Source organism: Bradyrhizobium sp. (assembly GCF_028868675.1).
GTDB lineage: Bacteria > Pseudomonadota > Alphaproteobacteria > Rhizobiales > Xanthobacteraceae > Bradyrhizobium.
In genome coordinates this window covers 1-26,589 of sequence record NZ_JAGWUA010000009.1, presented here as the reverse complement: position 1 = coordinate 26,589, position 26,589 = coordinate 1, and the positions used below count along the sequence as shown (strand labels likewise).

The following is a 26,589-nucleotide window of genomic DNA, read 5'->3' as shown; positions in this document are numbered from 1 at the left end:
TCTTACGCCCGCGCCAGCGTCGGCGAAAACACCACCTCGATCAGCGTGCCGGAATTGGCCGCACTCTTGATGTTGAAGCGGGCGCGGTTGGCTTCGACCAGCGCACGCGTCAGCGACAGGCTCAGCCCCGAGGTCTCGGAGGAGTCGGACGGCGGCGCAGTGCGGAACGGCTCCATGGCCGCCGCCACGTCCGTCTCGCTCAGCCCGTGGCCGGTGTCGCGGATGCGCAAGGCCACCTCGCCGCGATCGGTCAGCGCGGTCGAGACGATCACCTGGCCGCCGGCGCCCGCAAGCCGGATCGAGTTGCCGATCAGGTTCATGGCGATCTGCCGCGTCGCGCGCGCGTCGGCATGGACCGGCGGCAGCGCGTGCGCGAGCGAGGTGCGGATGATGATGCGCTCGCGGTTGGCCTGCGGCTGCATCACCACGACGCAGGCCTCGACCAGATCGTTGAGGCTGAGATTGGCGAAGGAGAGGTCGAGCTTGCCGGTCTCGATGCGGGTCAGCTCCAGCAGATCGTCGATGATCGCGATCACTCGCTCGCCGGAGGCGCGGATGTCTTTCAGATACTCGCCGTAGCGCTCGTTGCCGAGCGCGCCGAACCGCTCGGAGATCATCACCTCGGCGAAGCCGATGATGGCGTTGAGCGGTGTGCGGATCTCGTGGCTGATGCGCGCCAGCATGTCGGCCTTGGCGCCGGCGGCGCGGTCGGCGAGCCGCTTCACCTCGCGCAGCTCGCTCTCGCCCTGCTTGCTCTGCGAGAGGTCGCGGAACACGGCGAAGAAGTTCGGGCCGTCGGGCCGGGTGCGGCCCATCGTCATCGCGAGCGGGATCAATCCGCCCTTGCTCTCGCGGCCCAGCACCTCGCGTCCGTGGTCGAGCAGGCTCGCGATGTCGGGCGTCTTCAGGCTCTCCAGGTAGTCGGAGATCACGCGCCGGCTTTCCGGCGCGAACAGCGTCGCGAGGTTCTCCTGCAGGAGCCGGTCGCCGTCATGGCCGAACAGCGCCTCCGCGCTGCGGTTGCAGGCGGTGATGTTGCCTTCGGCATCGAACATGATGATGCCCTCGGCGGTGGTGTCGAGGATCGCGGCGAGATCCTCCGCGTTGGCGTGTCCGGCCTGGGGCTGCGGTTCGGGCTCATGGGCCTCCATCGCGGCCGCGTCGACGACGATGGGCGCGGCCTGCGCCGGCGCGCAGATCAGCGCATGCGCGCTGTCGCCGTCCCAGGCGATGGCGTGCAGGCGTGCGGAGGTCGGCTCGGCGGCCGCGGCGCCTTCGCCCGCGCCGGTCGCCGAGATGGTCACCGGCGTGCCGGCCTCGGAGGTGCTGCTCGCCGCCGACACGCCGGGCTCGACATAGAGCGCGTCGAGACCGCCGGCCTCTTCCAGCGCCTGCAGACTGGCATAGCCCATCCGCGCCAGAAGCGCCGGGTTGGCATAGAGCAGGCGGTCGAGCCGGTAGATCAGGATGCCGGTCGGCAGCAGGTCGAGCAGCGTGCGGTCGCGCCCGCTGTCGCCGCGCGGTGCGGGCTCGGGCGGTGTCAGCCATTGCGCGGTTGCGCGCGGCGCGTCCGGTACGAACGGCGGCAGCTCGGTCGGAGCCGTCTCTTGCGCCATCTGCGTCACGGCGGCGGCGGCGTCCCTCTCGCGCTCCAGGCGCTCGGACAATTGTCGGGCGAGCTCGTTGAAGGCGCTGTTCTCGACGGGCGTCAGGCTCGGCGATTTGGCTTCGCCGAGGGGGCGGAACGGCACGACGTTGGGGGGCGTTTCCACGGCTTCGTCCGGATCGGTTGGTGGTGAATTCGTTTCGACGGCGGGTTCGGGCAACTCGGGACCGGTCGCCGGCCCCTCCGGCGCGGCCGGCGGCGGCTCGGCTTCCGCCTCGATGATTCTTGCGGGCTGCGGTACGGCGGCCGGTTCGGATCGCCGCAAAGCGTCGAGCCGGTTGAGGGCGTCGAGATCGCGGCACACGCCAAAACCCCTGAAGCCCGCGAAACTGCGCGCGCGGTCATAGACCGGCAGGCCTGCGAGTTCGACGGCAAGCGGCCTCTCGCCGTCGACCGGCCAGTTCACGGTGATGCCGGCCCAGGTGTCGTGCGTCGCGAGCGCCCGCGCGACGCGGCCTTCGGGATCGAGCGCGAGGTCTCGTGCGATCTCCGCCCAGGGCCGGCCGAACTGGGCCGCGGTGTGCGTACCGATCAGGCGGATGAAGTCGTTGGATGCGAGCACGAAGCGGCCGTCGGCGTCCATCTGCCACAGGAAGCGCAAGGGCAGAAGGCGCGGCGCCGGCGCTGCGAAAGCATCGAACAGCGTGTATTCGGACGGCGCTTCATTCGACAGCGCCGGCTGCTCGTAGTCCGGCAGTGCGGGTGCCGCGGGGACCGGTTCGCACTGCGCCGGCGCGGCTTCGGCCACCGCCTCCGGCAGCATGTGACGCATCGCATGCGCGGCCTGCGTTGCGCCGAGCTCGATCAACGCGACCAGGGCGGTATCGGCGCCGCTGCCGACCCGCTGCAGCACCATGTGGCCGATGCCGATCGGCGTCTCGACCCGGCCCCGGGCCAGCGCGTCGCGCCCCGCCTGCGCGAGGCCGGCTTCGGCAAGATCGCGAAAGCCGAGCAGGGGACGCGCCGCCTCGCTGGCGCCGACGAACAGCCCGTCGCTGGCAAACGCCGCCATCGGCGCCGGCGCGCCCTCGACGAGCCGCTGCAGTCGCTCGACCAGCGGCATGCCTCGCCCGCTCGCCGCCATGGCTGCGACCAGCACGCCCTGACCGCCGTCGTGGAATTCGAGCCGCGCGCAGGCGCAGGTCATCAGCGTGCCGAGCGGCGCGCCGAAGCCGCGCAGCCGTTCCAGCCGGATCGCGCCCGACGGCGGCAGATCTCGCGCGAGCCGCGCGACCTGGCGGCGGTGCGGATCGGCCGGTCCGAAAGTCTTGCCGGCGAGATCGGCGGCGTCGGCCGCGCCGAACAGTTTTGCTGCGACCGGATTGGCCCACAGCACGCGGCTGCCGTCGATCGACCACAGCCACGCCGGCAGCGCCGAGGTCGCATGCACGGCCAGCCGCGGATCGCTCACGCCTCGCAACTGGAAATCCGAACTCGTCATCCGACCGATTTGCTTTGGGGGCTCGATGTTGATGTGCCGGGGGCGGCCCGGATGGCAGCCTTAACAAAGGGTTACTATCGCGCGCGGGCGGCGTCAGGTCCACGTCGGGCAGGCGCCCGGCCGGCCCTTAAGCGGCGATAACCTTAATGTGGCCGGGCTCGCAAGCGGCCTGAGCATTGCCGCCACCGGGCGGACCACGCGACGCGATCGGGCCGCCCTACCTCCGCGCCGGACCGCGTGGCTCAACCAGGGGGAGCGTTCGAATGAGAATTGCATCCTGTTCGGGATGAAAATGCGGCGCCGCACCTCAGATTGCGTTGCGTTGCACAATATTGACATGATGTGCGTTCAAAGTACGGACGAGCTGCCATCCTACGCTTCCAGTTTTCGTTCCCGCTCCGGTCGGCGGGTGCGCCGGAAGGCTCACTCATTTCAGACATTGTAAGGGATAACTGCCATGACAGGTGCGACTGATCCATTCTCCGCCTCGATCATTCCGTTCGAGGTGCCCGAGCAGATGCGTGCGTTCGCCGAAAAGGGCGTTTCGCAGGCCCGCGAGAGCTACGCCAAGTTCAAGGACGCCGCCGAGAGCCAGAACGGCACCATCGAGGCCGTGTTCACCTGCGCCAGCAAGGGCGCCAGCGAATACGCCGCCAAGGTGATGGAGTTCATGAAGGCCAACACCAGCTCGACGCTGGACTTCGCCCAGGAACTGTTCGGCCTGAAGTCGCCCGCCGAGGCGCTCGAGCTGTGGACCAGCCACAGCCGCAAGCAGCTCGAGACGTTCCAGGCCCAGGCCAAGGAGCTCGCCGAGATCGGCCAGCGCGTCGCCGCCGAGACCGTGGAGCCGATCAAGACCAACGCGTCGAAGTTCTACAAGCCGGCCGCCTGATCGATCCGGCCTGATTGAATTGAAAACCCGGGCCCGCTGGCCCGGGTTTTCGTCTTGGAAGAGGTACTTTTCGCGGGCCGTTTCCGGGTGGCAGCGGCCTTGCAAAACAGAGCCGTTGCACCTAGTTTCCGCCCCGTTTGGCCCCCTCGGAAACCGAGGCGCGGCCCTGCCGGATGCAGTTGTAGCTCAGTTGGTTAGAGCGCCTGTCTGTGGAACAGGAGGTCGGTGGTTCGAGCCCACCCAACTGTACCAGCGCTGCCTCGTCCCTCATCGAAACCTAGCAAACGCAGCCGACCTGTCTTCGTGTATGGGCGGATTCGGCCGTCCGCGAAATCCCTGGCGGGCCTTGAATTCGCGTGTCCCGAAACGGTCGGCCGAGCCGATCTGGAAGCGATCTCGCAGGGGTGGGCGGAGGATCCCGAGGTCACACGAGAGTTGCTGCGGCCGTGGTTCGATGCGGCGAGGACGGCCGTGGCGGCCGTTCCCTCGGTCATCGTGCCGTTTGCCTCGAACTTCCTCATCAACCCGCGACATCCCGACGCGGCGCGAATTCGCGACGTCCACGCGGCACGTCATCCTCACGACCATCGCCTGTTTGCGTCCGCCTTGCGATCGCGCGCTGTTGCCCGCAACGCACGGCGGCCCTCTTCCCGTAGCCCTCGCCTTGCCAAGCCCGGGGGCATCACCCAGTATCGGCCCGCGACTCGACGATGGGGGAATCAATGCCGGCGTTCCGCTTGGGGAGTTTTCGACTGGCCGCGGTCTCCGGGATCGCGCTGGCGACGCTGATCGCGCCCGGCCATGCCTATACGCCGGAGCAGCAGCAAGCCTGCACGCCCGACGCCATGCGGCTGTGCGGCGAGTTCGTTCCGAACGTCGATGCCATCACTGCCTGCATGATCCAGAAGAAGGCGCAATTGTCGCCGCAATGCGCGGTGTACTTCCGCAGCGGACCGGAGCCGACCGAGGCCTCGTCCTCGCGTGCCGTCGGCAAGCCGCTGAGCATCAAGCCGACCGCGGCGAAGACGAAGAAGCCGAAGGCGACCGCCAGCAAGAAGAAACCGGCGAAGCCCGACGCCTAGCCTCCGATCCAAGGCAAGGGGCGAAGGCAAGAGCGGAACGGACCCCTTTTGTTCGCCCGCGTCGCGCCATTCGGCGACAGCAAGTCTGGGGACGACTTCCGAAAAAGAGTCGGAAAACGGTTTGCTCGGGAAGGTTGAATGCTGTTTTTTCCCGAATCGTTGCCCAAGGAATGCCCGCTTTGAGCCTCGAAAGGCATTTTTAGGGCTTGGCGACCGCGTTGTGGCAGGCAGTGTGACTCAAAAGCCAACGCCTGTTGTTATCTCGTGGCTTGAACGCAACTCTCGGTAAATTTTTCTTTCGCGAATCACGGCGCTGATTCATTTTCGCGCTCTGGGGTCAATCTGGAGGCCAAAGGTATGAACGTCATTGTCTTTGCATCGCGTAAGGGGGGCTCGGGCAAAAGTACCTTGGCTGCCCATCTCGCCGCGCAGATCAAGGCGACGAAGCCCATTCTGCTCGTCGATGCGGATCCGCAAGGGTCCCTCACGCTGTGGCACAAGCTGCGCGGCACCAACGAGCCGCCGATCAAGGCCGCAGTGAACTCGGTCAGCGGCATCGTCTCCGCCGCCAAGCGCGACGGCTATGAGTGGGTGCTGATCGACACGCCGCCGAACCTCTCGGCGGTCGTCGACGACGCCATCCGCAACGCCACCATGGTGATCATCCCGGCGCGTCCGGGCGTGTTCGACGTCAATGCGGTGCAGGAAACGATCCAGATGTGCCGTGCGGCCCGCAAGCCCTACGCGGTCGTGCTCAACGGCGCGCCGGCCCGCCGCGACGATGCCGAAAGCCCGATCGTCACCATTGCCCGCGAGGCGCTGGCGAAGTTCCGCGCGCCAGTGTGGGGCGGGCAGATCACCAATCGATCCGACCTGTTGATGGCGCTGAGCCACGGCGAGGGTGCGCGCGAGTACCAGGCCGAAAGCCGGGCGGCGCAGGAGATCGCAAGGCTGTGGGCGGCGATCGAGCGATCGGTCAAGGCCATCCGCGGTACGGCGTCGGCCTCCGGCGCGATGCACAAGCAGGCGGCCTGAGTTTCCCGATCGATGTGCGGGCGAGAAACGCGCGGTTGACCGCGCGTTTTGCGTTTCGCCTGCGCGGTGCGGCTTACGCCACCATCAGCATGTAGAACACGATGACCGGCGACAGCGTCAGGATCACCGACCAGATGCCGACGGCCCAGAGGATGTCCTCGGTGGTGAAGCCCTGCTGCTCGGCCGCCTGACAAGGCGGCGCAATGTCGTTCTGAATATCCACGAAACGCCCCCGCGATTTCTTCGCTCGTGCGTCCAGGACTACCTCGCCGGATTTAAAATCCCGGCCGCGATTTCGCGCGCAATTCGAACACGGGCACTACCGCGGATTAACCACGTCGCGCATTTCGTCAGGCTGCGAGCCAGACGCGAAACAGCAGCGCCGGCATCAGGCCGAGCATCACCGCCCAGAAGCCGAACGACGAGACCAGCAGGATTCCCTGCAGGAGATCGGCCGGCGCATAGTGTTGCGCCGCCGGATCGCGAGTCCTTAGCTCCATGGATTTTCCCCCTCGAGGAGTTTCTTTGCAGGCGACGATACGGCGCGAGGCGTAAACGGGACGTGGACGCGCCATGCGGCGCTGCCGAACGCGATTCAGCGCGGGTTAACCACGGCGCACGCGGGCGGCAGGGCTGTCGCATATGGCGAGCTCGAGGTTGCGAGACTGTGCCCGCCCTTCATGGTTCGAGACGCGCCGCAAGCGGCGCTCCTCACCATCAGGGCTGCGAACCAGACCTCATCCTGACGAGCCGCGCTTGCGCGGCGTCTCGAAGGATGGGCCGCAAAGAAACTCCCACCGCGTTCTTCTTCAAGTGCGATAGCCCAGCCGCAAGCGGGGAGAGGTGGGAGATGGAGCGCGCTACGCGGCAACGGCCACCCGCCGCGCGATCTCGCGGTCGAGCGTTCCGGCCAGCTCCGCGCCCACCTCGACCATCGGCAGGCGCACCTCGGCGCTGTCGATCAGTCCGGTGCGCCACAGCCAGTACTTTGCCGGCGCCGGGCTCGGTTCGGCGAACAACAGCCGCGTCAACTCGCTGACCTCTCGCCAGCGCGCCAGCGCCGCCTCGGCGTTGTCGCGCTTCAGCTCGCTGCGCACCGCGGCGAAGGTTGCGGTCTCCAGATGCGCGGAGAGCAGGATGGCGCCGTCGGCGCCGTCGCTCAGCGCGTCGTGGGCGTGCGCATCCTCGCCGGTCAGCACGCGGAAGCCGGCCGGCCGGTCGCGCAGCAGCGCGATGGTCCGCTCGCGGCTCGCGCCGCAATCCTTCAGCCCGACGATGTTGGGATGTCCGGCAAGCCGCAGCAGCGTATCGTTGTCGATGTTGACCCCGGTGCGATAGGGAATGTTGTAGAGCACGAGCGGCCAGGCGGCGTGGTCGGCGAGCGCCTCGAAATGCGCGGCCAGGCCGCGCTGCGACGGCCGCAGGTAATAGGGGCTCGCGATCAGATAGCCGTCGATCGGCCAGTCCGCGGTCTCATCCAGCAGATCCTTCAGCCGCTGCGTGTCGGCGCCCGACAGTCCGAGGCAGAGCGGAACGTTGCGGCCATCCGTCGCCATCGCCTCGCGCACGGTCGCGACGAGTCGCTCGAGCTCGCCGGACCGCAGCGTCATGCCTTCGCCCGAGGTCGCCCCGAGGATGAAGCCGTCGACCGGCTGCCTGGTGTAGTGGCGCGTCAGCCGCCGCAGCGATGTCTCGTCGAGCACGCCGTCGCGAAACGGCGTCACGAGCGGCAGCCAGAGGCCCTGCAAATGCTGTCCCAGATCGGTCATCTCTCATCTCCTTTTCGGTGAAGCCGGCCGGAGACGGGCATGAAAAAACCCCGTCCAGGCGGCGGGGTTTTGGGATCGCGACGAAGCGGAAGTTTCTAGCGCGCGCAAATATCCCTGATCCCCGGACGGGGAGCTTTTTTCGAGACTGCGGTGCACGACATCGTGATCATTGTGAAATGATGCGCGGGATGCGCGGAACTGTCAATGCGCGCGGAACGCGAAAGCCGATCGAGACGAAAAAAAGCCGGGCCCGAAGGAGCCCGGCTTAGGTATTGGCCACGTGAGGCCGACACAATCACCTTCCAAGAGGGATTACTGAGCTCCCGCGCCACTGGAGGAGGGGGACAAATGCGCAACGCGAGCGCTCAGCGTGCAAGCAGTATGGGGTCGCCGAGCGCCCCGCAGCAACCGCCGAGGCCGCATGTCAGTCATGCGGAAATCAGGACGGCCAGCGCTGCGCCTTGCTCACCACGAAATCGCGGAATACCTGCACGCGCGCGACCGTCTTCAACTCCTCCGGATAGACGAAGTAGGTGTCGAGCTGGATCGAGTCAGATTCGCCGAACAGCTGCACGAGCCGGCTGTTGTCCTCGACGAGGTAATCCGGCAGCGCGGCGATGCCGAGGCCCTGCTGGCAGGCGCGCACGAGGCCGAGGATGTTGTTGACGCGGAAGTAGGCTTCGCGCGGGCCCGAGCCGTTGCGCCCGGCTTCCACCAGCCAGTTGCGGTTCTGCAGATGCGGCGCGAAGCTGCCGTCGGCCAGCGTGATGATGCGGTGAGAGTCGAGTTCTTCCAGAGTCCGCGGCGTGCCGAAACGCTTGATGTATTCCGGCGAGCAGTAGGCGTGAAAACCCATCGCGAACAGCTTGCGCTGGATGAGGTCCGGCTGCGTCGGCTTGCGGGTCCGGATCGCGACGTCGGCCTCGCGCATCGACAGATCGAGCTCCTCGTCGGTCACGATCAGCGAGATGCGAATCTCCGGATAGAGCGCGGTGAACTCGCCGAGCCGCGGGATCAGCCAGTTGATGCCGACACCGGGCGTGGTGGTGATCTTGAGGTCGCCGCTCGGCCGCTCGCGGCTGTCGGTCAGCTTGGCGCGTGCCGCCTGCAGCTGCATGAACACGTCATGCGCGGTGCGGAACAGCAAGTCGCCCTGCTCGGTCAGGATGAGGCCGCGGGCGTGGCGATGGAACAGCGAGACCGAGAGCTCCTGCTCCAGGGCCGAGACCTGGCGTGACACGGCCGATTGCGACAGGCCGAGCTGCTCGCCGGCATGCGTGAAGCTGCCCGCTTCCGCAGCCGCGTGGAACACCTTCAGCTTGTCCCAGTCCATATCGGTAAATCCGTCGCGTGCTCTGGGCATGATCTTCATTCCGCTGCCGCGCGCTCGCTGGCGCGCAGGGCCAGGAATCGCTCGGCTTCGAGCGCCGCCATGCAGCCGAGGCCCGCGGCTGTCACGGCCTGACGATAGGTCTCGTCGGCGACGTCGCCGGCGGCGAACAGGCCCGGCACCGAGGTTGCGGTCGAGTTCGCTGCGACCTCGACATAGCCCGACGATTTCAGCTTGACCTGTCCGGCCACGAGCTCGGTCGCCGGCGCATGCCCGATGGCGATGAAGACGCCGTCGGCCTTGATCTCGCCGAGCGCGCCGGTCTTGACGTTCTTCAGGCGGACATGGGTGACCTTGCTTGGGTTCTCGGCCCCGCAGATCTCGTCGATGGCGCTGTCCCAGATCACCTTGACCTTGGGATGCTTGAACAGGCGGTCCTGCAGGATGCGCTCGGCGCGGAAATGGTCGCGGCGATGCACGACCGTCACCTGGTTCGCGAAATTGGTCAGGAACAGCGCCTCCTCGACCGCGGTGTTGCCGCCGCCGACCACCACGACCTCCTTGCCGCGGTAGAAGAAGCCGTCGCAGGTGGCGCAGGCGGAGACGCCGAAGCCCTTGAACTTCTCTTCCGAGGGAATGCCGAGCCAGCGCGCCTGGGCGCCGGTGGCGAGGATCACGGTCTCGGCGAGGTAAACGTCGCCGCTGTCGCAGGTGATGCGGAACGGCCGCTGCGCGGTCTCGAGCCGGGTGACCAGATCGGTCTTGATCTGCGTCCCCACATGGGTCGCCTGCTTCTCCATCTGCTCCATCAGCCAGGGGCCCTGGATCACGTCGGCAAAACCCGGATAGTTCTCGACGTCGGTGGTGATGGTGAGCTGGCCGCCCGGCTGGATGCCCTGGATCAGGATCGGCTCAAGCATCGCGCGTGCCGCATAGATCGCTGCCGTGTAGCCGGCGGGTCCGGAGCCGATGATGACGACCTTGGCATGGATCGGAGCGGACATGGAGCGGTGTGCCTTTCTCGGGGGAACTGCAGCGCGGGCGCGGAAAGTGCCTGGAAAGGCCTCGCGGAGGCGCTGAAATGTCGGGGTAATCTAAGCCTTCTGGCGAGCCATGCAAGAATTGCAGCCCATCTCGGCGGATTTTTCCCACCGGGAACAAAAGCTGCGCTGGTTGCGCGCAATAAAATTGCGCCCGTCAGCCCGACTGGGTTATGAGGATTACGATCGCCCCGCCCGTACCTTTGGAAGGCCCAGGAGTTCCATCCCCGTGTCCCGGAACCTAGACGAGATCGATCTCAAAATTCTCGCCGAAATCCAGGCCGATGGGCGAATCACCAATGTCGAGCTCGCCAAGCGGGTTGGCATCTCGCCGCCGCCCTGCCTGCGCCGGGTCCGAGCGCTGGAGGAGGAGGGTTACATCCAAGGCTATCGCGGGCTGCTCGATCCGCGCAAGCTCGGCTTCGACGTCACGGTGTTCGCCTCTGTGCATCTGTCGAGCCAGGCCGATGCGGACTTGCGGGCGTTCGAGGAGTTCGTGCGCGCCGAGCCCCTGGTGCGGGAATGCTGGATGCTGTCGGGCGAGGTCGACTTCATCCTGAAATGCGTGGCACCCGACATGGCGACCTTCCAGGATTTCGTCACCCACCTCACCGCGGCGCCGCATGTGCGCAACGTCCGCACCTCGCTCGTGCTGCATAATTCCAAGTACGAGGCCGCCGTACCGCTCGACGTGAAGGTGCGGCGGTAGCTCTTCTCCCTCCGCGGCTTCGCGCTATCCCGTCTTCTCCGTCATTGCGCGCCAACGGGTCCGCGCGAAGCGCGGCCCGATGACAGGCTCCGCGAAGATTCCATGGGGAGTGGATAGCGACCGGGTCTGAGGCCAGACTGAGGTCGCAAGACCACTCAACCTGGAGAGAACGATGTTGCTCGATCATCCTACCGACGGACCGGCCGCTATCCACACGCATATTGGCGCAATTCTTGTGTCGCTGGAACTGAGCCGTTCGAGTTGGCTGGTGACCTCGCTGTCGCCTGGCAAAGGCGAGTCCTCGCGGCCGCGACGGACCGCGCAGCCGAGCATGACGGAGGAAGCTTCGTTCACAATCGCGTCAGTGTGGTCTCCATGACGCGACAAAAAGGGCCGCGCAGATAGCGCGGCTCTTGTCGCGGAACGATCGCGCCGATGGTTAGCGCCACTCGACCTTGGTGATCTCGTAGGCCTTGGCGCCGCCGGGCGTGTTCACCTCGACCGAGGCACCCTTCTTCTTGCCGATCAGGGCGCGCGCCAGCGGCGAGGTGACGGAGATGCGGCCCTTCTTGGCATCGGCCTCGACCTCTCCGACGATCTGCCACACCGTCTTCTTCTCGGTGTCCTCGTCGACCAGCGTGACGGTGGCGCCGAACTTGATCGTGTCGCCGGAGAGTTTCGAGATGTCGATGATGTCAGCACGCGCGAGCTTGTCCTCGAGCTCGGCGATGCGGCCCTCATTGTGCGACTGCTCTTCCTTCGCAGCGTGATATTCCGCGTTCTCCGACAGGTCCCCATGCGAGCGCGCCTCGGCGATATGTTCGATGATGCGCGGACGATCCACCGACTGGCGCTTCTTCAATTCTTCCCCGAGCGCGGCGAAGCCGGCCAGAGTCATCGGAACCTTTTCCATCGTCTCTCTCGTTCTCCGATCGTGCGCCCCCAAACGCGAGGGGGCGCCGCAACCCTGATTCGTCATTTATTCCGGGGTTCAACCACGCGGCCGCCGGAACGTTTCTCGTCACCCTGGCGGTGGGACGGAACAGCCGCATGGCCGGATCGTTCCGGCCAATACCGGCTTCATCGCCAATCACTTAGCGGAGCTCCGCCCCGCTAACGGATCAGGTTTCCGAAAAATAGCTCTGCAGGGTACGAACCTCAAGGTCCCCGCCCAGATAGGCGCGGATGCCCTGCGCCGCCGCCACGGCCCCGGAAAGAGTGGTGTAATACGGCACTTTATGCAAGAGGGCGGCACGACGCAGCGAGCGGCTGTCGGCGAGCGCCTGCGGGCCTTCGGTGGTGTTGAACACGAGCTGGATGTCGCCGTTGGTGATGGCGTCCACGATGTGCGGCCGGCCCTCCAGCACCTTGTTCACCTTCTCGGTCGGGATGCCCTTGTCGGCGAGATAGCGCTGGGTTCCCGAGGTCGCCATCACCTTGAAGCCGAGCGAATGCAGGAGGCGCACGGCCTCGGTGATGCGCACCTTGTCGCTCTCGCGCACCGAGACGAACACCGTGCCCTTGCGCGGTACCCGCGTGCCGCCGCCGAGCTGGCTCTTGGCGAACGCCACCTCGAACGAGCGGTCGATGCCCATGACCTCGCCGGTCGAGCGCATCTCGGGGCCGAGCACGGTGTCGACGCCGGGGAAGCGCGCGAAGGGGAAGACCGATTCCTTGACGCCGACATGCTTGAACGCGGTCTTCTTGAGCTTGAAGTCGGCGAGCTTCTCGCCGGCCATGATGCGCGCCGCGATCTTCGCCACCGGCGTGCCGACGACCTTGGCGACGAACGGCACCGTGCGCGAGGCGCGCGGGTTGACCTCGAGCACGTAGATCTCGCCGTCCTTGATGGCGTATTGCACGTTCATCAGGCCGACCACGTCGAGCCCGAGCGCGAGCTCGCGGGTCTGCCGCTCCAGCTCGCCGATCATCGTGGCATCGAGCGAGTAGGGCGGCAGCGAGCAGGCCGAATCGCCGGAATGGATGCCGGCTTCCTCGATGTGCTCCATGATGCCGACGATGAAGGTGTCCTTGCCGTCGCAGAGGCAGTCGACGTCGACCTCGGTCGCGTCCGACAGATAGCGGTCGAACAGCAGCGGATTCTTGCCGAGCACGGTGTTGATCTGCCCGGTCTTGTCGTTCGGATAGCGCGCCTTGACGTCGGCCGGCACGAGTTCCGGCAGCGTGCCGAGCAGGTAGTCGTTGAGCTGGTTCTCCTCGCGGATGATCTGCATCGCGCGGCCGCCGAGCACGTAGGACGGGCGCACCACGAGCGGCAGGCCGAGATCGGCGGAGACCAGGCGCGCCTGCTCGACCGAATAGGCGATGCCGTTCTTCGGCTGCTTCAGGCGCAGCTTGTCGAGCACCCGCTTGAAGCGGTCGCGGTCCTCGGCGAGATCGATGGCGTCGGGCGAGGTGCCGAGGATCGGCACCTCGGCCGCCTCCAGCGCGCGCGCGAGCTTCAGCGGGGTCTGGCCGCCGAACTGCACGATCACGCCGTGCAGCGTGCCGTTGCGGCGCTCGGTCGCGATGATCTCCAGCACGTCCTCGGCGGTCAGCGGCTCGAAATAGAGGCGGTCGGCGGTGTCGTAGTCCGTCGACACCGTCTCCGGGTTGCAGTTCACCATGATGGTCTCGTAGCCGGCGTCAGACAGCGCGAAGCAGGCATGGCAGCAGCAATAATCGAATTCGATGCCCTGGCCGATGCGGTTCGGCCCGCCGCCGAGGATGATCACCTTCTTCTTGTCCGACGGCTCGCTCTCGTCGGCGAGATGGCCGGCGAAGGGCGCTTCGTAGGTCGAGTACATGTAGGCGGTGGGCGAGGCGAACTCCGCGGCGCAGGTGTCGATGCGCTTGAACACCGGGCGGACGCCGAGGGCGTGGCGCTTCGCCGTCACCTCGGTCTCGGTCGTCCCGGCGAGCACGGCGAGCCGCGCGTCGGAGAAGCCCATCGCCTTCAGCGTGCGCATGCCGAACGCGTTCGACGGCAGGCCGCTTGCCTTGATCTTCTCCTCCATGTCGACGATGCCGCGCATCTCGGCGAGGAACCACGGGTCGATCTTGCAGGAGTTGAAGATGTCCTCGTTCGACCAGCCGAGCCGCATGGCCTGGGCGACCTGCAGGATGCGGTTCGGCGTCGGCCGGCCGAGCGCGGCGCGGATCGCGTTCTTGTCGTCGTCCTGGCCGAGGCCTTCGATCTCGATCTCGTCGAGGCCGGTCAGCCCGGTCTCGAGCCCGCGCAGCGCCTTCTGCAGGCTCTCCTGGAAAGTGCGGCCGATCGCCATCACTTCGCCGACCGACTTCATCGAGGTCGTCAGCGTGGAGGAGGCGCCGGGGAATTTCTCGAAGGCGAAACGCGGGATCTTGGTGACGACGTAGTCGATGGTCGGCTCGAACGAGGCCGGCGTCGCACCGCCGGTGATGTCGTTGGCGATCTCGTCGAGCGTGTAGCCGATCGCGAGCTTGGCCGCGACCTTGGCGATCGGGAATCCGGTCGCCTTCGAAGCCAATGCCGAAGAACGAGAAACACGCGGATTCATCTCGATCACGACCATGCGGCCGTCGACCGGATTGATGCCGAACTGCACGTTGGAGCCGCCGGTCTCCACCCCGATCTCGCGCAGCACTGCGATCGAGGCGTCGCGCATGATCTGGTATTCCTTGTCCGTCAGCGTCAGCGCCGGCGCGACCGTGATGGAGTCGCCGGTGTGCACGCCCATCGGATCGAAATTCTCGATCGAGCAGATGATGATGCAGTTGTCGTGTCTGTCGCGCACCACCTCCATCTCGAACTCTTTCCAGCCGAGAACGGATTCCTCGATCAGGACCTCGTTGGTCGGCGAGGCGTCGAGGCCGCGCTCGACGATGTCCAGGAATTCTTCCTTGTTGTAGGCGATGCCGCCGCCGGTGCCACCGAGCGTGAAGGAGGGGCGGATGATCGCGGGCAGCCCGACCTCGGACAGCGCCATCAGCGCCTCGGCCAAGGCATGCTGCTGGTACTGCTTGCGGCGCTCGTTCTCGCCGAGCGTCCACTGCCGCTCGAGCTCTTCCAGGGCTTTGCCGGAGAGCTCTTCGCGCTGGGCGAGGTATTTGTCGCGATAGCTCTTCTTCAGCGCGGACGCATTGGCGAGACGCGATTTCGGCGTCTGCAGCCCGATCTTCTCCATGGCGTTGCGGAACAGCTGGCGGTCTTCCGCCTTGTCGATCGCATCCGCCGTGGCGCCGATCATCTCGACGTCGAATTTTTCCAGCGTGCCCTGCCGGCGCAGCGACAGCGCGCAATTCAGCGCGGTCTGCCCGCCCATGGTCGGCAGCAGCGCGAAGCCGCCGGGGATGACGTGGCGTTCCTTCTCGATGATTTTTGCTACGATCTCGGGCGTGATCGGCTCGATATAGGTCGCATCGGCCAATTCCGGGTCGGTCATGATGGTGGCCGGGTTGGAATTGACGAGGACGATGCGATAGCCCTCCTCCTTCAGCGTCTTGCAGGCCTGCGTGCCGGAATAGTCGAACTCGCAGGCCTGGCCGATCACGATCGGACCGGCGCCGATGATCAGGATGGTCGAGATGTCTGTACGTTTGGGCATCAACGCTCGCGAGCTGGAAAACGGGCACAAAAAAAGGGCGCGCTTGCCGCGCGTCCCCTGGAGCAGGAGCGCGATCAGCAAAAGTGGCGCCCGGTTTTGCGTCCGATCGCGCTCCCGACATTATAAGAGCGCATGATCTTCGCGCCAAACCGCCAACACTTTGGCGGATCATGCGCGTGCGCGGGGGTCACCCTCGCGCGCGGCTGGTCTTTAGACCAGATTTTCGGGCCGCGAAACCCCGAAAAACGCCCATCAACCGGCAATTTTGGGGGGATTTGGGCCTTCGGGCGGCTGGCCTGGCGGTTACAGCCCGCCTTCGCTCTTCGAGCTGCGGCGAGGCAGCCTTCGCCTACTTCCGGCTCGCCCAGCCGTAGCTGCGGAGCAGCGAAGGCTGGAGACCCGGCCTGGATTTGAACCAGGATAAAGGGCGTTGCACCGCCCTCGCGTTGACGCTTCCGCCACCGGGCCGGCTCGATCATGGCCGATCAGGGCGGGGGAGGCCACCGCAACGCCTCGTTAACACTAACCGCGGGCGAAGGCGGGGCGGGCGATGAAGGTCATGCGCGAGGGATTGTGGCCGATATTGGCGTGCGCGCGCTGGGCGTCGAAGCCGGCCCTGGCGAGCTTTGCGATGATTTCGGCCTCGCCGTAGCGCTGCAGGCCGATGCGCGTGCGCAATTGCCGGTAATCGGACAGCGCGGTCGAGACCAGCCCGATCAGCGCGTCCTTCAGGAAGCCGTGGCGCGCGCCGAACTTGAGCAGCGCCAGCACGTCGGTGAACATGCCGACGTCGGGCTGCAGGATGTCGCCGAGCACGAGCTTTCCCGACGGCTTGAGCAGCCGCAGGATCACCGCGAAGGCGGAATCGAGTTCGTCCTTGGTCATGTATTGGGCGACCGAGTTCATCACGACGAGATCGATGGTGTGCTCGGGCATCTTGCGCAGGTCGTCCAGCGAGCGGACGCGGATCCTGGTGTTGGGCGCAAACCGAGCGATCAGCCGGCCCCGCACGCCGGGGGCGGGTTCGGCCAGGATGAGCTGGCCGCAGGCCTCCGCCACCCTGGCGGCCGACAGCGCTTCGCCGCAGGCATAGTCGAGCACGACGGCGTCGGGCGAGGAGATGTAGCCGATGATGTCGCGCGCAATGGCCTGGAAATGCAGGTCGCGATGCAGCCTGCTGACGTAAATCGTGTGCGTGGAATCGTAGTAGTCGATCCAGTCGTCCATGGCAGTCGGGGATCCCGGAAAGGACGGTTCCGAAGCGGAACCGGGGCTGATCGCCAGCGTTAGGGGTGCGACGGCGCGCCGTCAATGTGCGGTCCTAACAGGAAGGTTCCCCGTGAGCAAAGCCAAGTTCGACAACGACAAGTCCGACAACGACAGGTCTGTCTCGCCCGATCTCGATACCCCGACCGATCTGCCGGCGGCGGCGGTCGACAAGATCTCCGAAGCGGTCAACGCGCTGCTGGCCGACGCCTTCGCGCTCTACCTGAAGACCAAGAACTTCCATTGGCATGTCAGCGGGCGGCATTTCCACGACTACCATCTGCTGCTGGACGAGCAGTCGGATGCGATCTTCGCCACCACCGACCAGCTCGCCGAGCGCGTCCGCAAGCTCGGCGGCACCACGCTGCGCTCGATCGGCCAGGTCTCGAAGCTGCAGACCATCCAGGACAACAACGAGGCCTACGTGCCGCCGCGCGAGATGCTGCGCGAGCTGATGGAGGACAACAAGCACGTCGCGGCCGCCATGCGCAAAGCCCACAAGCTGTGCGAGGACAACGGGGATGCCGGCACCGCAGCGCTGCTGGAGACCTTCATCGACGAGACCGAACGGCGTACCTGGTTCCTGTACGAGGCGAGCCGCCAGGAAGGCAGCAACGCGGCGTGATACCCGACTCACTGCTGTAGGGTGGGCAAAGGCGCGACGCGCCGTGCCCACCACTGGCCGACCGGTGGGCACGCTTCGCTTTGCCCACCCTGCAATTGCGTGACCGCTGCTACGCTCTCGTCCACAGCCTCACCAGCGGCCCGTCCCTGCCGCGCACGGGATCGCTGTCCGGCCCCTTCACCGCCGGAATCGTCTTCAATGCCTTGGCGTGGTTTTCAGGCGTCGGGCGTGTGATCTCCATCGTCCATCCCGGCGGATAGGCGCCGACCACGCAGAAATCGGGGCTTGCGGATACCAGCTGATGCCCGGTGCCGGCGGGCAGGATCGCGACGTCGCCGGCCGATATCTCCAGCACCTCTCCGTGGTCGCCGCCGAAGCGAACGCGGGCGCTGCCGCGCGCCACCCCGAGCGCCTCATGCACGGTCGAATGATAATGGAGATAGTCGTAGACGCCGTTGCGCCACATCTCGCTCCAGCCGTTGCGCGCGAACAGGTCCTCGATGGTCTCCTCGGGACGGTCGCGGTCGAGCTCGATAGCGTCCTGGTAGACCAGGAAGGGCAAAATGTTGTTGGGCACGAGGCCGTCGTCCTCGAAGACGATCGCAAGCGGCTCGGCATTGTCGCGGACCACGGACATGGCGGGCTCCGGGCGTAACACGCTGACGGTTCAACCTCGGTAGCCGATTCGCGTTCCTTCTCGTGTCCCGGACGCGCTGTGGCGCACAGTGCCGCTGCGCTGAGCCGGCAACCCAGACCTTCGCAAGCGGGTAGGCCCCGGATCAGCAGCGCATCACGCCGCAAAGAAGGGGCGCGCGGCGCATCCTCCGGGGCACGAGGGCGTGCTATGCCCGCTTCTTCTCGCGCATCAAATCGGCGAAGCGCTGGAACAGATAGTGGGAGTCGCGCGGGCCGGGCGAGGCCTCGGGGTGATACTGCACCGAGAACACCGGCTTGCCGTCGAGCTGGATGCCGCAATTGGAGCCGTCGAACAGCGACACGTGGGTCTGCGTCGCGCCCTTCGGCAAGCTGGCCTGGTCCACGGCAAAGCCGTGGTTCATCGAGGTGATCTCGACCTTGCCGGTGGTCTCGTCCTTGACCGGATGGTTGGCGCCGTGATGGCCCTGATGCATCTTCCTCGTCTTGGCGCCGACGGCGAGCCCGAGCATCTGGTGGCCGAGGCAGATGCCGAAGGTCGGCGTGCCCGACTTGATCACCTGCTGGATGACGGGCACGGCATATTTGCCGGTCGCGGCCGGATCGCCCGGACCGTTCGACAAGAACACGCCGTCGGGCTTCATCGCCAGAATGTCGTCGGCCGAGGTGGTCGCCGGCACCACCGTCACCTTGCAGCCGACGCCGGCGAGCAGGCGCAGGATGTTGCGCTTGATGCCGTAATCGATGGCAACGACGTTGAACTTGGGATCGCTCTGCCGGCCAAAACCCTCATCCCAGACCCAGGGCGTCTCGTCCCAGGTGAAGCGCTGGCCGGAGGTGACCATCGGCACGAGGTCCATGCCTTCGAGCCCCGGCCATTCGCGCGCCTCCTCCTTCAGCCCGTGCAGGTCGAATTCGCCGTTCCTCGCATGCGCGATCACCGCGTTCGGCATGCCCTTGCTGCGGATCAGCGCGGTCAGCGCGCGGGTGTCGATGCCGGAGAGGCCGATGATGCCGCGAGCCTTCAGCCACTGGTCGAGATGGCGGGTGGCGCGGTAGTTCGAGGGATCGGTGATGGCGGTGCGCAGGATCACGCCGCGCGCGCCGGGCGTCGCGGCCATGTTCACCGTCTCGATGTCGTCCTCGTTGGTGCCGACATTGCCGATGTGCGGGAAGGTGAAGGTGATGATCTGCCCGGCATAGGAAGGATCGGTCAGGATCTCCTCATAGCCGGTCATCGCGGTGTTGAAGCAGACCTCGCCGACGGCCTGTCCTTCGGCGCCGAGGCCGAAACCTTCGAGCACCGTTCCATCGGCGAGCACGAGCAGCGCGGTCGGTTTGTGGTCCGGCCAGGCGGAAGCGTTTTCGGATTGTGTCATGAGCCCGCTTCTTAGTCCCGCCCGGGGCCGCCGTCAAAGCGGGAGAGCGCGGATTCACATGCGTTTTTGCATATTTGACAGGCCCCTTCAGGCACTTAAGCTCGAACCGAGAACTTCCGGGAAGATTCGAGCCTTGCCGCGCAAGAAAGCACCCGGCCGCCGCGGGATCTCCGGATTCGGCCAGAACCGAGTTGTTTCCTGCCGTGAACCGGCTAGATCAGGCGCGGCACGGCTTTAGAGGGATTTCGGCCATGATGCGCGACGACATCAACACTGCGGTCAAGGAGGCCATGAAGGCCAAGGACGAGCGGAAGCTCTCCACGCTGCGCATGGTCAACGCGACCATCAAGAACGCCGACATCGAGGCGCGGGGCCATGGCAAGCCGCCGCTGTCGGACGCCGACCTGCTCGGCGTGCTGCAGAAGATGATCAAGCAGCGCCAGGAAGCGGTCGAGCTCTACGACAAGGGCGGCCGCGCCGAGCTTGCCGCCCAGGAGCGCGAGGAGATCGCCGTCATCTCGGCCTATCTGCCCAGGCAGATGTCGGACGATGAGGTGAAGAAGGCGATCTCGGCTGCGATCGCCGAGACGGGAGCCGCCGGCATGAAGGACATGGGCAAGGTGATCGCCGCCCTGAAGGCGAAGCACGCCGGGCAAATGGACTTTGGCAAGGCGTCCGGTCTCGTGAAGGCCGCGCTGTCGGGCTAGTGAAGGCCATCGATGGGCGCCGCCATCAAACCATTCCGCATCGACGTCGGCGACGACGTCCTCGCCGATCTGAAGTCGCGGCTTGCGCGCACGCGGTGGCCGGAGGCGGAGTTGGTGGACGACTGGAGCCAGGGCGCGCCGCTGAAATGGATCAAGGAGATCTGCGCCCATTGGGCGAGCGGCTACGACTGGCGCGCGCGCGAGGCGCGGCTCAACGGCTTTGCGCAGTTCACGACCGGGATCGACGGGCTCGACATCCACTTCATCCATGTGCGCTCGAAGGAGCCGTCGGCGCTGCCGCTCGTCATCACCCATGGCTGGCCCGGCTCGATCGTCGAATTCACCAAGGTGATCGCGCCGCTGGTCGACCCGGTCACGCACGGCGGCGATCCCGCCGACGCCTTTCACGTCGTGTGCCCGTCGCTGCCGGGTTTCGGCTTCTCGGCGAAGCCGAAGACCACCGGCTGGGGCGTCGACCGCATCGCCGCGACCTGGGCCAGGCTGATGGAGCGCCTGGGCTACGGGCGCTACGGCGCGCAGGGCGGCGACTGGGGTTCGGCGGTGACGTCCTCGCTCGGCGCGCAGGATCCGCAGCATTGCGCCGGCATCCACATCACGCTCGCCTTCAATGCGGCGCCGAAGGTCGAGGGCGAGCCGACGCCGGAAGAGAGGCGCGCGCTCGCCGGGCTCAAGCACTATGTCGATCTCGATTCCGGCTACTCAAAACAGCAATCGACGCGGCCGCAGACGCTCGGCTATGCGCTCACGGATTCGCCGAGCGGGCAGGCGGCCTGGATCCTGGAAAAGTTCTGGGCCTGGACCGATTGCGACGGCCATCCCGAAAACATCTTCACGCGGGACGAACTGCTCGACAACGTCATGCTGTACTGGGTGACGGAGACGGCGACCTCGTCGGCAAGGCTCTACTGGGAAAGCTTCGGCAAGCGCCGCACCGCGCCCGTCGTCAACGTGCCGACGGGGGTTGCGGTGTTCCCCGGGGAGATCATCACGCCGGTGCGGCGCTGGATGGAGCCGAACTTTTCCAACATCACCCATTGGAGCGAGATGGAGAAGGGCGGCCATTTCGCCGCCTTCGAGCAGCCGGAGCTGTTCGTGCGCGACGTGCGGAAGTTCTTCAGGACGTTGCGATAGCGCGCCAACGTCCTTCCGGATTCACCGAGGGCGTGGGGGCCTGCGTCATTCACCCTCCAGCGCAGGATGTCGTGAAACACCTGTTGCGGTATCAATTGACCGCTCTCCTCCGCATCTTGAAATCAACTCGCACGTGCAAGCGGCGAGCGAGCCGGCTAACATCGCTCCCAACGCGCGCGGCAAAGATCGCGCCGACCAAGAGGGGAGGAAGCCAATGTCCATCTCGGGCAAAGTCGATCCTGTGGTACGGACCGTGGCGGCGACCGATATCGCCGAGGCGCTCGCCGAGGGTCTTCGCGATTTTCAGGCGCTGCCGCTCTACGGGCTCTGTTTCGGCGTGCTCTATGCGCTCGGCGGCATCGCCATCGTGCTGTGTCTCACGGCCTTCGGCATGGTCTACCTCGCCTATCCGCTCGCCGCCGGCTTTGCGCTGATCGGGCCGTTCGTCGCGATCGGCCTCTACGAGGTCAGCCGCCGCCGCGAGGCCGGCGAGCCCGTGTCCTTCGGCGCGATCTGGACCACGGTGCGCTCGCGCAGCGAGATCGGCTGGATGGCCTTCGTCACGCTGTTCGTGTTCGTGGTCTGGATGTACCAGGTGCGGCTCCTGATCGCGCTGATCCTGGGCCTGCACGCCTCGTTCTCCAGCATGCACGAATTCATGACGGCGGTGCTGACCACCAACGAGGGGCTGGTGTTCCTGGCGATCGGCAACGCGGTGGGCGCGGCGCTGTCGCTGATCCTGTTCTCGCTCACCGTGGTGTCGTTTCCGCTGCTGCTCGACCGCGAGGTCGACTTCGTCACCGCGATGGTGACGAGCGTGCGCGCGGTCGTTGGCAGCCCCTTGCCGATGATCGGCTGGGCCGCGGTGATCGTGATGCTCCTGATCGTGTCGGCGCTGCCGTATTTTCTCGGGCTGATCGTCACGCTGCCGGTGCTCGGGCACGCGACCTGGCATCTCTATCGCCGCCTGGTGGCGCCGCTGCCGGCGTAGCCCGTCGCCCCCGCGAAGGCGGGGGCCTGATCTCGGTGTCGTCCCCGCGAACGCGGGGACCCATACCGCGCGATCTATCGGTTGCGGACGGTGGCAGTACCGAACGACCAGTCTTCGCCAAACGATCTCCTGTAGCTATGGATCCCGGATCTGCGCCGCTGGTCCGGGACGACACCATTTGCTGGGCAGCTACGGCGTCCTGATCCCCATCGCCTTCAACGCCGCGAGCATCGCCTGCGGCGGGGTCATCTTGATCTGCGGCACGGTGCCTGTCTCGAGCAGACTCTTCAGGCCGGACAGGATCGCGGGCCAGCCCCGGCGTCCGCCGGAGAGGATGTCGTCCGAGAGCGCGCGGTCGTGCCGTTCGCTCATGGTGAGTCTGACGGCCTCGCCGGCCGGCTCGATCTCGTAGGTTACGAGCGTCGGGCCGAGCTTCTCGACCAGATCGGGCCAGTTGACGTTCCAGCTCACCGTCAGCTTCCGCGGTGGATCATGTTCGAGCACCTCGCCCGAGATGTGCGTCGAGCCATCCGGCGCGCGCACCAGGAATCTGCCGCCGAGCCTTTCCTCCATCTCCACCGCAAAGCCGGAAAAGTATTTTCGGCTGAACTCGGCCGTGGTCAGCGCCTGCCATACCTGCTGCGGCGTGGCGGCAATGTAGATGGTGTAGACCGTGAGCGGCCTGAACGCGTCGAGATTCATCGCTTCCACTCTTGCTTGCCGAGCGCCTCCCGCGGAATGGGCAGCACCTTGCCGGTCTCAAGGAGGCTCTTCAGCCCGGACAGGATCGCCGGCCATCCCGTGGAGATGGCGCCGAGATACTTGCCGCCCTCGACGAGCCCGTCATGCGCCACGGTGAGCTTCACGAGATTGCCGAACGGCTCGAGCGTGAACGTGACCCTCGATATCGGCTCGTTGCGCAGTTCTTCGTAGAGCTCGTGCTTGAAGGAGTAGGACAGTCGCCGCGGCGGATCGGCTTCCAGAATCTCGCCACTGTCGGTGGTCCTGCCGTCGATCACCAGCGCGAAGGGCGAGCCGACCTTCCAGTCCGAGCGGACCTCGCTGCCGAACCAGTACCGTCGTGTGAAGTCGCTCGAGGTGAGCGCCTCCCACAATTTCTCCGGCGTGGTCTCGATGTAGGTGACGTAGACGAATTGCGGCTTACTCATCACGCTTCTCCAACTGGCGTTTCAACTCGCCGAGAGCGGCGAGCCTGCCGCGCTCGAATTTCCGGATCCAGCGCTCGCCGATCTGGTGGATCGGCACCGGATTGAGATAGTGCAGCTTCTCGCGGCCGTGCCTGAACGTCGTGACCAGGTTCGCCGCTTCCAGGATCGCAAGGTGTTTCGTGACGGCCTGGCGCGTCATCTCCAGGCCTTCGCAGAGTTCGTTCAGCGTCTGTCCGTTCCTGGCGTGAAGCCTGTCCAGCAGCGACCGCCGCGACGCGTCGGCCAGCGCTTTGAAGACCTCATTCATGGCGGTGATAATAGGCAACCAAATGGTTGCTTGTCAAGATAGTGTCTTTGGCGGGCTCCGACCGCCGTGCTAGCGTCTCATGTCAGCCAACGCAGATTGGTTCCGGGAGGGCACATGATCGGTCGGGTCTCACTTGCTGCCGGCCTCGTTCTTCTTGCCTGCAGCACGATCGCCCTCGCGCAGAAGCAGCAGGTGATCGGAGCGCCGCCGGAAGCCTCCAACATGAAGCTGGTCGGATATAGCGACCTGCAGGCGCGCAGCGGCTATCAGCCGACCATCCACCATCAGGGCGATCGCTGGATCGCCTATATCGGCCATCACGGCGGCACCGAGGCGGTGCCGGAGCCGGTCAATCCGCTGACGGGGCGGGCCGAGCCGAACGGCACCTCGATCGTCGACGTCACCGATCCCGCGCGGCCGAAATATCTGCGCCATCTTCCCGGGGCGCCCGGCAAATACGAGTCCGGCGGCGCGCAGATGGTGCGGATCTGCGACGGCGCGTCGCTGCCGAAGGGCGATCCCGGCGCGGTCTACATGCTCCGCACCTTCGGCGGCGAGGCGCACGAGATCTGGAACGTCGCCGATCCCGCAAATCCCGTCCTCGTCAGCCGCATCGGCGGCTTGAAGGACACGCACAAGAACTGGTGGGAGTGCGACACCGGCATCGCCTATCTCGTGTCGGGCGCGCCGGACTGGCGCACGCGGCGCATGACGCAGGTCTACGACCTCAGCGATCCCGCGAAGCCGCAGAAGATCCGGGATTTCGGCCTGCCGGGCCAACAGCCGGGCGCGACCGGCGCGGTGCCGACCGAACTGCACGGGCCGATCTCGACCGGACCGCAAGGCAATCGGGTCTATTTCGGCTACGGCACCAACAAGGGCGGCATTTTGCAGATCGTCGACCGCGAAAAACTGTTGAACGGTCCGAAGGAGCCGACGCCGGAAAACCTGCGCTATCCGGAAGTCGCGCGGCTGCCGATGTCGGCCTTCAACGGCGCACACACCACATTCCCGATGCCGGACATGCCGATTGCCGAATTCGCCGCGGACAGGGACGGCAAGACCCGCGACATCGTCATGATCGTGGACGAGGCGATCCTGAACGAATGCGCCGAGGCGCGGCAGATGGTGTGGTTCGCCGACGTCACCACCGAGACGCGGCCGATGATGATCTCGAGCTACACGGTGCCGGAGGCGAGCGGCTCGTTCTGCCAGCGCGGCGGCCGCTTCGGCTCGCATTCCTCCAACGAGAGCATGGCGCCGGTCTACTACAAGAAGCTGGCCTTCATCGCCTTCTTCAACGCCGGCGTCCGCGCGCTCGATATCCGCGATCCCTATCATCCGAAGGAAATCGGCTACTTCATTCCGGCGATCACGGAGGCCACCGACAAGCGCTGCGTCCCGGTCGAGGGCGGCGAGCGCTGCAAGGTCGCGATCCAGACCAACAACGTCGAGACCGACGACCGCGGCTACATCTACGTCGTCGACCGTGCCAATACCGGCATGCACATTCTCGAACTGACCGGGGCGGCGCGGGCCGCCGCCGGCCTCAAGAACTGACCGTGTGGCGCGCGGCGGCGATCGTGGTGGCGATGGTCGCGCTCGGCGCGCTGGCGGGCGTCGGCGCCGACCAGTTGGCGCCGCCGCGGGCAGAACCTGCGCACTGGCGCGAGATCGCCTGGCCGTTTCCGCGCGACGGCTGGCCGGCGGGGCGCGCCTTCCGCTGCGAAGGCGGTGTCTGCGCGGACGGCGTCGAACTCATCGTGCGCGCCAAGCGCGGCTTCTGCAACTGCGACCGCGGCGTTGCCGATGACGACGAGGTGGATCGCGTCGCCGACATCGACCTGATCAGCCCGCGCTTTGCGGCGGCGGGAACGGGCGAGCCGATCCGCCTCGGCGGGATGCAGGGGCGCGCCAGGTCGTACGATCTCGAGATGCCCGACGGCATCAGGCACGCGGCGACCGGCATCGCCGTCTCGCGCCGCTGTGATGTGCTCGTCGCGGTCACGCAGGGCAGTACCACGGCGGGAGCGATGCGGCACGAGGCGCTCGCGTTCCTGGAGCGGGTCGACATGAAGGCCTGGATGATCGCCGCGCTGGACGGGCGATGAGCGAGAGTGGCCCATTTCCGGATGGTCGTCATGCCCGGGCAGGTTCTGGCCGAGATCGACACTTGTTGACCGTAGAGATCTAAAGCCTGCCCCTGCAACCACCTATTATAACTCAATCACCATACCGGTCTAACCGCCGCGATGGATATGGCGCTTACTGGGAAACTCAAGTTCGGCTAGGTGCGGTGTTACCAGATCGCCCTCCGAATGTCGGAAGGACGTCAGCGACGAGCTCGAATCTTTTCGGGCGCGCCAAACCGCCGAATGCAGCCATCTCTACGATCTCCGCGCCTTCACGCGACGAGGGTTCAAGGATGCCGACTGCAACCGCGGCGACACATTCCCTGGGCTGACCAGTTAGTCCATCTAGCGCTGGCTATTCACACCGCGCGTGTCGGCGCAGCGCAGCGTCGCGCGATGATGATTGCTCGCCGACGGCCATGAACTTCTAAAGCCCCATGATTCGCCGGTAAGTCTTGTACGCAAAATCGAGATGAGCCCGCATCGCCTCCTCCGCTGCGGATTGGTTGCGCTCCTTCAATGCTTTCAGGATCCGTCCGTGGTCTGCCTGATTGACCTTGAACTCACGTTCAGTGGTGAGCCCCGCAATTCGCTGATTGAAGTAGAATTGACCAGCTCTAAAAATAGCATCCGCCAAGCGCCCGTTGTGCGCCGCAG

The 26,589-nt window shown here is 66.0% G+C and carries 26 protein-coding genes, 2 tRNA genes and 1 pseudogene; 13 read left to right on the top strand and 16 right to left on the bottom strand.

The annotated features are described in order from the left end of the window. Nucleotides 1–2: 2 nt before the first annotated feature. A complete protein-coding gene (locus KGM94_RS02530) occupies nt 3–3,107 on the bottom strand; it encodes a PAS domain-containing protein (protein WP_300254617.1) in 3,105 nt (1,034 codons plus the stop codon). A 457-nt stretch (nt 3,108–3,564) separates the two neighbouring features. Between KGM94_RS02530 and KGM94_RS02525 the strand changes: the two genes are divergently transcribed. The 5 genes from KGM94_RS02525 (at nt 3,565) to KGM94_RS02510 (ending at nt 6,116) form a co-directional block, all read left to right on the top strand. Next, nucleotides 3,565–3,999, top strand: coding sequence for a phasin (locus KGM94_RS02525; RefSeq protein ID WP_300254614.1), 435 nt, complete (start codon nt 3,565–3,567; stop codon nt 3,997–3,999). A 175-nt stretch (nt 4,000–4,174) separates the two neighbouring features. Continuing rightward, nucleotides 4,175–4,251: transfer RNA gene (locus KGM94_RS02520), tRNA-His, on the top strand. Beyond that, a complete protein-coding gene (locus tag KGM94_RS25255; protein ID WP_366526205.1) occupies nt 4,225–4,788 on the top strand; it encodes an RES domain-containing protein in 564 nt (187 codons plus the stop codon). The genes KGM94_RS02520 and KGM94_RS25255 overlap by 27 nt, the downstream gene beginning before the upstream one ends. Then, nucleotides 4,722–5,081, top strand: a complete 360-nt coding sequence (locus KGM94_RS02515; protein ID WP_300254612.1) for a hypothetical protein — start codon at nt 4,722–4,724, stop codon at nt 5,079–5,081. Before KGM94_RS25255 ends, KGM94_RS02515 begins: the two co-directional genes overlap by 67 nt. A 357-nt stretch (nt 5,082–5,438) precedes the next feature. Continuing rightward, the gene (locus KGM94_RS02510) at nt 5,439–6,116 is read left to right on the top strand and encodes a ParA family protein (protein WP_063702116.1); all 678 of its coding nucleotides are present in this window, start codon (nt 5,439–5,441) and stop codon (nt 6,114–6,116) included. A 73-nt stretch (nt 6,117–6,189) separates the two neighbouring features. Here the strand turns inward: KGM94_RS02510 and KGM94_RS02505 are convergent, their stop codons facing one another. The 5 genes from KGM94_RS02505 to trxB form a co-directional block, all read right to left on the bottom strand. Beyond that, a complete protein-coding gene (locus KGM94_RS02505) occupies nt 6,190–6,339 on the bottom strand; it encodes a hypothetical protein (RefSeq protein WP_300254678.1) in 150 nt (49 codons plus the stop codon). A 127-nt stretch (nt 6,340–6,466) separates the two neighbouring features. After that, the gene (locus KGM94_RS02500; RefSeq protein ID WP_300254607.1) at nt 6,467–6,616 is read right to left on the bottom strand and encodes a hypothetical protein; all 150 of its coding nucleotides are present in this window, start codon (nt 6,614–6,616) and stop codon (nt 6,467–6,469) included. 360 nt (nt 6,617–6,976) lie between these two features. Beyond that, nucleotides 6,977–7,885, bottom strand: coding sequence for a 4-hydroxy-tetrahydrodipicolinate synthase (locus tag KGM94_RS02495; protein ID WP_300254605.1), 909 nt, complete (start codon nt 7,883–7,885; stop codon nt 6,977–6,979). Nucleotides 7,886–8,324: 439 nt separating this feature from the next. Then, nucleotides 8,325–9,248 (bottom strand): LysR family transcriptional regulator, encoded by a 924-nt coding sequence (locus KGM94_RS02490; protein WP_300254603.1) that lies wholly within the window; start codon nt 9,246–9,248, stop codon nt 8,325–8,327. 5 nt (nt 9,249–9,253) lie between these two features. Continuing rightward, entirely contained in the window at nt 9,254–10,219 is a 966-nt protein-coding gene (gene trxB, locus KGM94_RS02485; protein ID WP_300254600.1) for a thioredoxin-disulfide reductase, read from the bottom strand. Nucleotides 10,220–10,484: 265 nt separating this feature from the next. Between trxB and KGM94_RS02480 the strand changes: the two genes are divergently transcribed. Continuing rightward, nucleotides 10,485–10,964: an Lrp/AsnC family transcriptional regulator gene (locus KGM94_RS02480; protein WP_300254598.1), complete on the top strand. Its 480-nt coding sequence runs from the start codon at nt 10,485–10,487 to the stop codon at nt 10,962–10,964. Nucleotides 10,965–11,136: 172 nt separating this feature from the next. Further along, nucleotides 11,137–11,262: pseudogene (locus KGM94_RS02475) on the top strand (IS110 family transposase); the annotation flags it as partial. Nucleotides 11,263–11,403: 141 nt separating this feature from the next. Here KGM94_RS02475 and greA read toward each other — a convergent pair. The 4 genes from greA to KGM94_RS02455 all read right to left on the bottom strand — a co-directional run bounded on the left by greA (nt 11,404) and on the right by KGM94_RS02455 (nt 16,777). After that, the gene (gene greA / locus KGM94_RS02470; protein WP_300254596.1) at nt 11,404–11,877 is read right to left on the bottom strand and encodes a transcription elongation factor GreA; all 474 of its coding nucleotides are present in this window, start codon (nt 11,875–11,877) and stop codon (nt 11,404–11,406) included. Between the two features lie 208 nt (nt 11,878–12,085). Further along, complete coding sequence (carB, locus tag KGM94_RS02465; RefSeq protein ID WP_300254595.1) at nt 12,086–15,550, bottom strand: carbamoyl-phosphate synthase large subunit; 3,465 nt, start codon at nt 15,548–15,550, stop codon at nt 12,086–12,088. Nucleotides 15,551–15,942: 392 nt separating this feature from the next. Continuing rightward, nucleotides 15,943–16,018: transfer RNA gene (locus KGM94_RS02460), tRNA-OTHER, on the bottom strand. A gap of 54 nt (nt 16,019–16,072) precedes the next feature. Continuing rightward, the gene (locus KGM94_RS02455) at nt 16,073–16,777 is read right to left on the bottom strand and encodes a class I SAM-dependent methyltransferase (protein WP_300254592.1); all 705 of its coding nucleotides are present in this window, start codon (nt 16,775–16,777) and stop codon (nt 16,073–16,075) included. Nucleotides 16,778–16,889: 112 nt separating this feature from the next. Here KGM94_RS02455 and KGM94_RS02450 point away from each other — a divergent pair, with 112 nt between their 5' ends. After that, nucleotides 16,890–17,441 carry a DNA starvation/stationary phase protection protein gene (locus KGM94_RS02450; RefSeq protein ID WP_300254589.1) on the top strand — a complete coding sequence of 184 codons (552 nt, stop codon included), beginning with the start codon at nt 16,890–16,892 and terminating at the stop codon, nt 17,439–17,441. A 109-nt stretch (nt 17,442–17,550) separates the two neighbouring features. Here KGM94_RS02450 and KGM94_RS02445 read toward each other — a convergent pair whose 3' ends face one another. Together KGM94_RS02445 and carA are read right to left on the bottom strand one after the other, a co-directional pair. Next, nucleotides 17,551–18,078 carry a cupin domain-containing protein gene (locus tag KGM94_RS02445; RefSeq protein WP_300254586.1) on the bottom strand — a complete coding sequence of 176 codons (528 nt, stop codon included), beginning with the start codon at nt 18,076–18,078 and terminating at the stop codon, nt 17,551–17,553. Between the two features lie 205 nt (nt 18,079–18,283). Beyond that, entirely contained in the window at nt 18,284–19,474 is a 1,191-nt protein-coding gene (gene carA / locus KGM94_RS02440; protein ID WP_300254583.1) for a glutamine-hydrolyzing carbamoyl-phosphate synthase small subunit, read from the bottom strand. Between the two features lie 251 nt (nt 19,475–19,725). Here carA and KGM94_RS02435 point away from each other — a divergent pair, with 251 nt between their 5' ends. The 3 genes from KGM94_RS02435 to KGM94_RS02425 all read left to right on the top strand — a co-directional run bounded on the left by KGM94_RS02435 (nt 19,726) and on the right by KGM94_RS02425 (nt 22,324). Next, nucleotides 19,726–20,181 carry a GatB/YqeY domain-containing protein gene (locus KGM94_RS02435; RefSeq protein ID WP_300254581.1) on the top strand — a complete coding sequence of 152 codons (456 nt, stop codon included), beginning with the start codon at nt 19,726–19,728 and terminating at the stop codon, nt 20,179–20,181. A gap of 12 nt (nt 20,182–20,193) precedes the next feature. Next, a complete protein-coding gene (locus KGM94_RS02430) occupies nt 20,194–21,333 on the top strand; it encodes an epoxide hydrolase family protein (protein ID WP_300254579.1) in 1,140 nt (379 codons plus the stop codon). A gap of 214 nt (nt 21,334–21,547) precedes the next feature. Continuing rightward, entirely contained in the window at nt 21,548–22,324 is a 777-nt protein-coding gene (locus tag KGM94_RS02425) for a DUF2189 domain-containing protein (RefSeq protein WP_300254577.1), read from the top strand. Nucleotides 22,325–22,513: 189 nt separating this feature from the next. Here the strand turns inward: KGM94_RS02425 and KGM94_RS02420 are convergent, their stop codons facing one another. The 3 genes from KGM94_RS02420 to KGM94_RS02410 are packed head-to-tail and all read right to left on the bottom strand — an operon-like array spanning nt 22,514 to nt 23,800. Continuing rightward, nucleotides 22,514–23,026 carry an SRPBCC family protein gene (locus KGM94_RS02420; protein WP_300254574.1) on the bottom strand — a complete coding sequence of 171 codons (513 nt, stop codon included), beginning with the start codon at nt 23,024–23,026 and terminating at the stop codon, nt 22,514–22,516. Next, a complete protein-coding gene (locus tag KGM94_RS02415) occupies nt 23,023–23,493 on the bottom strand; it encodes an SRPBCC family protein (RefSeq protein ID WP_300254570.1) in 471 nt (156 codons plus the stop codon). The genes KGM94_RS02420 and KGM94_RS02415 overlap by 4 nt, the downstream gene beginning before the upstream one ends. After that, a complete protein-coding gene (locus tag KGM94_RS02410; RefSeq protein ID WP_300254567.1) occupies nt 23,486–23,800 on the bottom strand; it encodes a metalloregulator ArsR/SmtB family transcription factor in 315 nt (104 codons plus the stop codon). The genes KGM94_RS02415 and KGM94_RS02410 overlap by 8 nt, the downstream gene beginning before the upstream one ends. A gap of 114 nt (nt 23,801–23,914) precedes the next feature. Between KGM94_RS02410 and KGM94_RS02405 the strand changes: the two genes are divergently transcribed. Then, complete coding sequence (locus KGM94_RS02405; protein WP_300254564.1) at nt 23,915–25,360, top strand: hypothetical protein; 1,446 nt, start codon at nt 23,915–23,917, stop codon at nt 25,358–25,360. A gap of 2 nt (nt 25,361–25,362) precedes the next feature. Further along, entirely contained in the window at nt 25,363–25,911 is a 549-nt protein-coding gene (locus KGM94_RS02400) for a hypothetical protein (RefSeq protein ID WP_300254561.1), read from the top strand. Nucleotides 25,912–26,359: 448 nt separating this feature from the next. Here the strand turns inward: KGM94_RS02400 and KGM94_RS02395 are convergent. After that, on the bottom strand, nt 26,360–26,589 hold a 230-nt coding region (locus KGM94_RS02395), incomplete at its 5' end, for an FCD domain-containing protein (protein WP_300254559.1).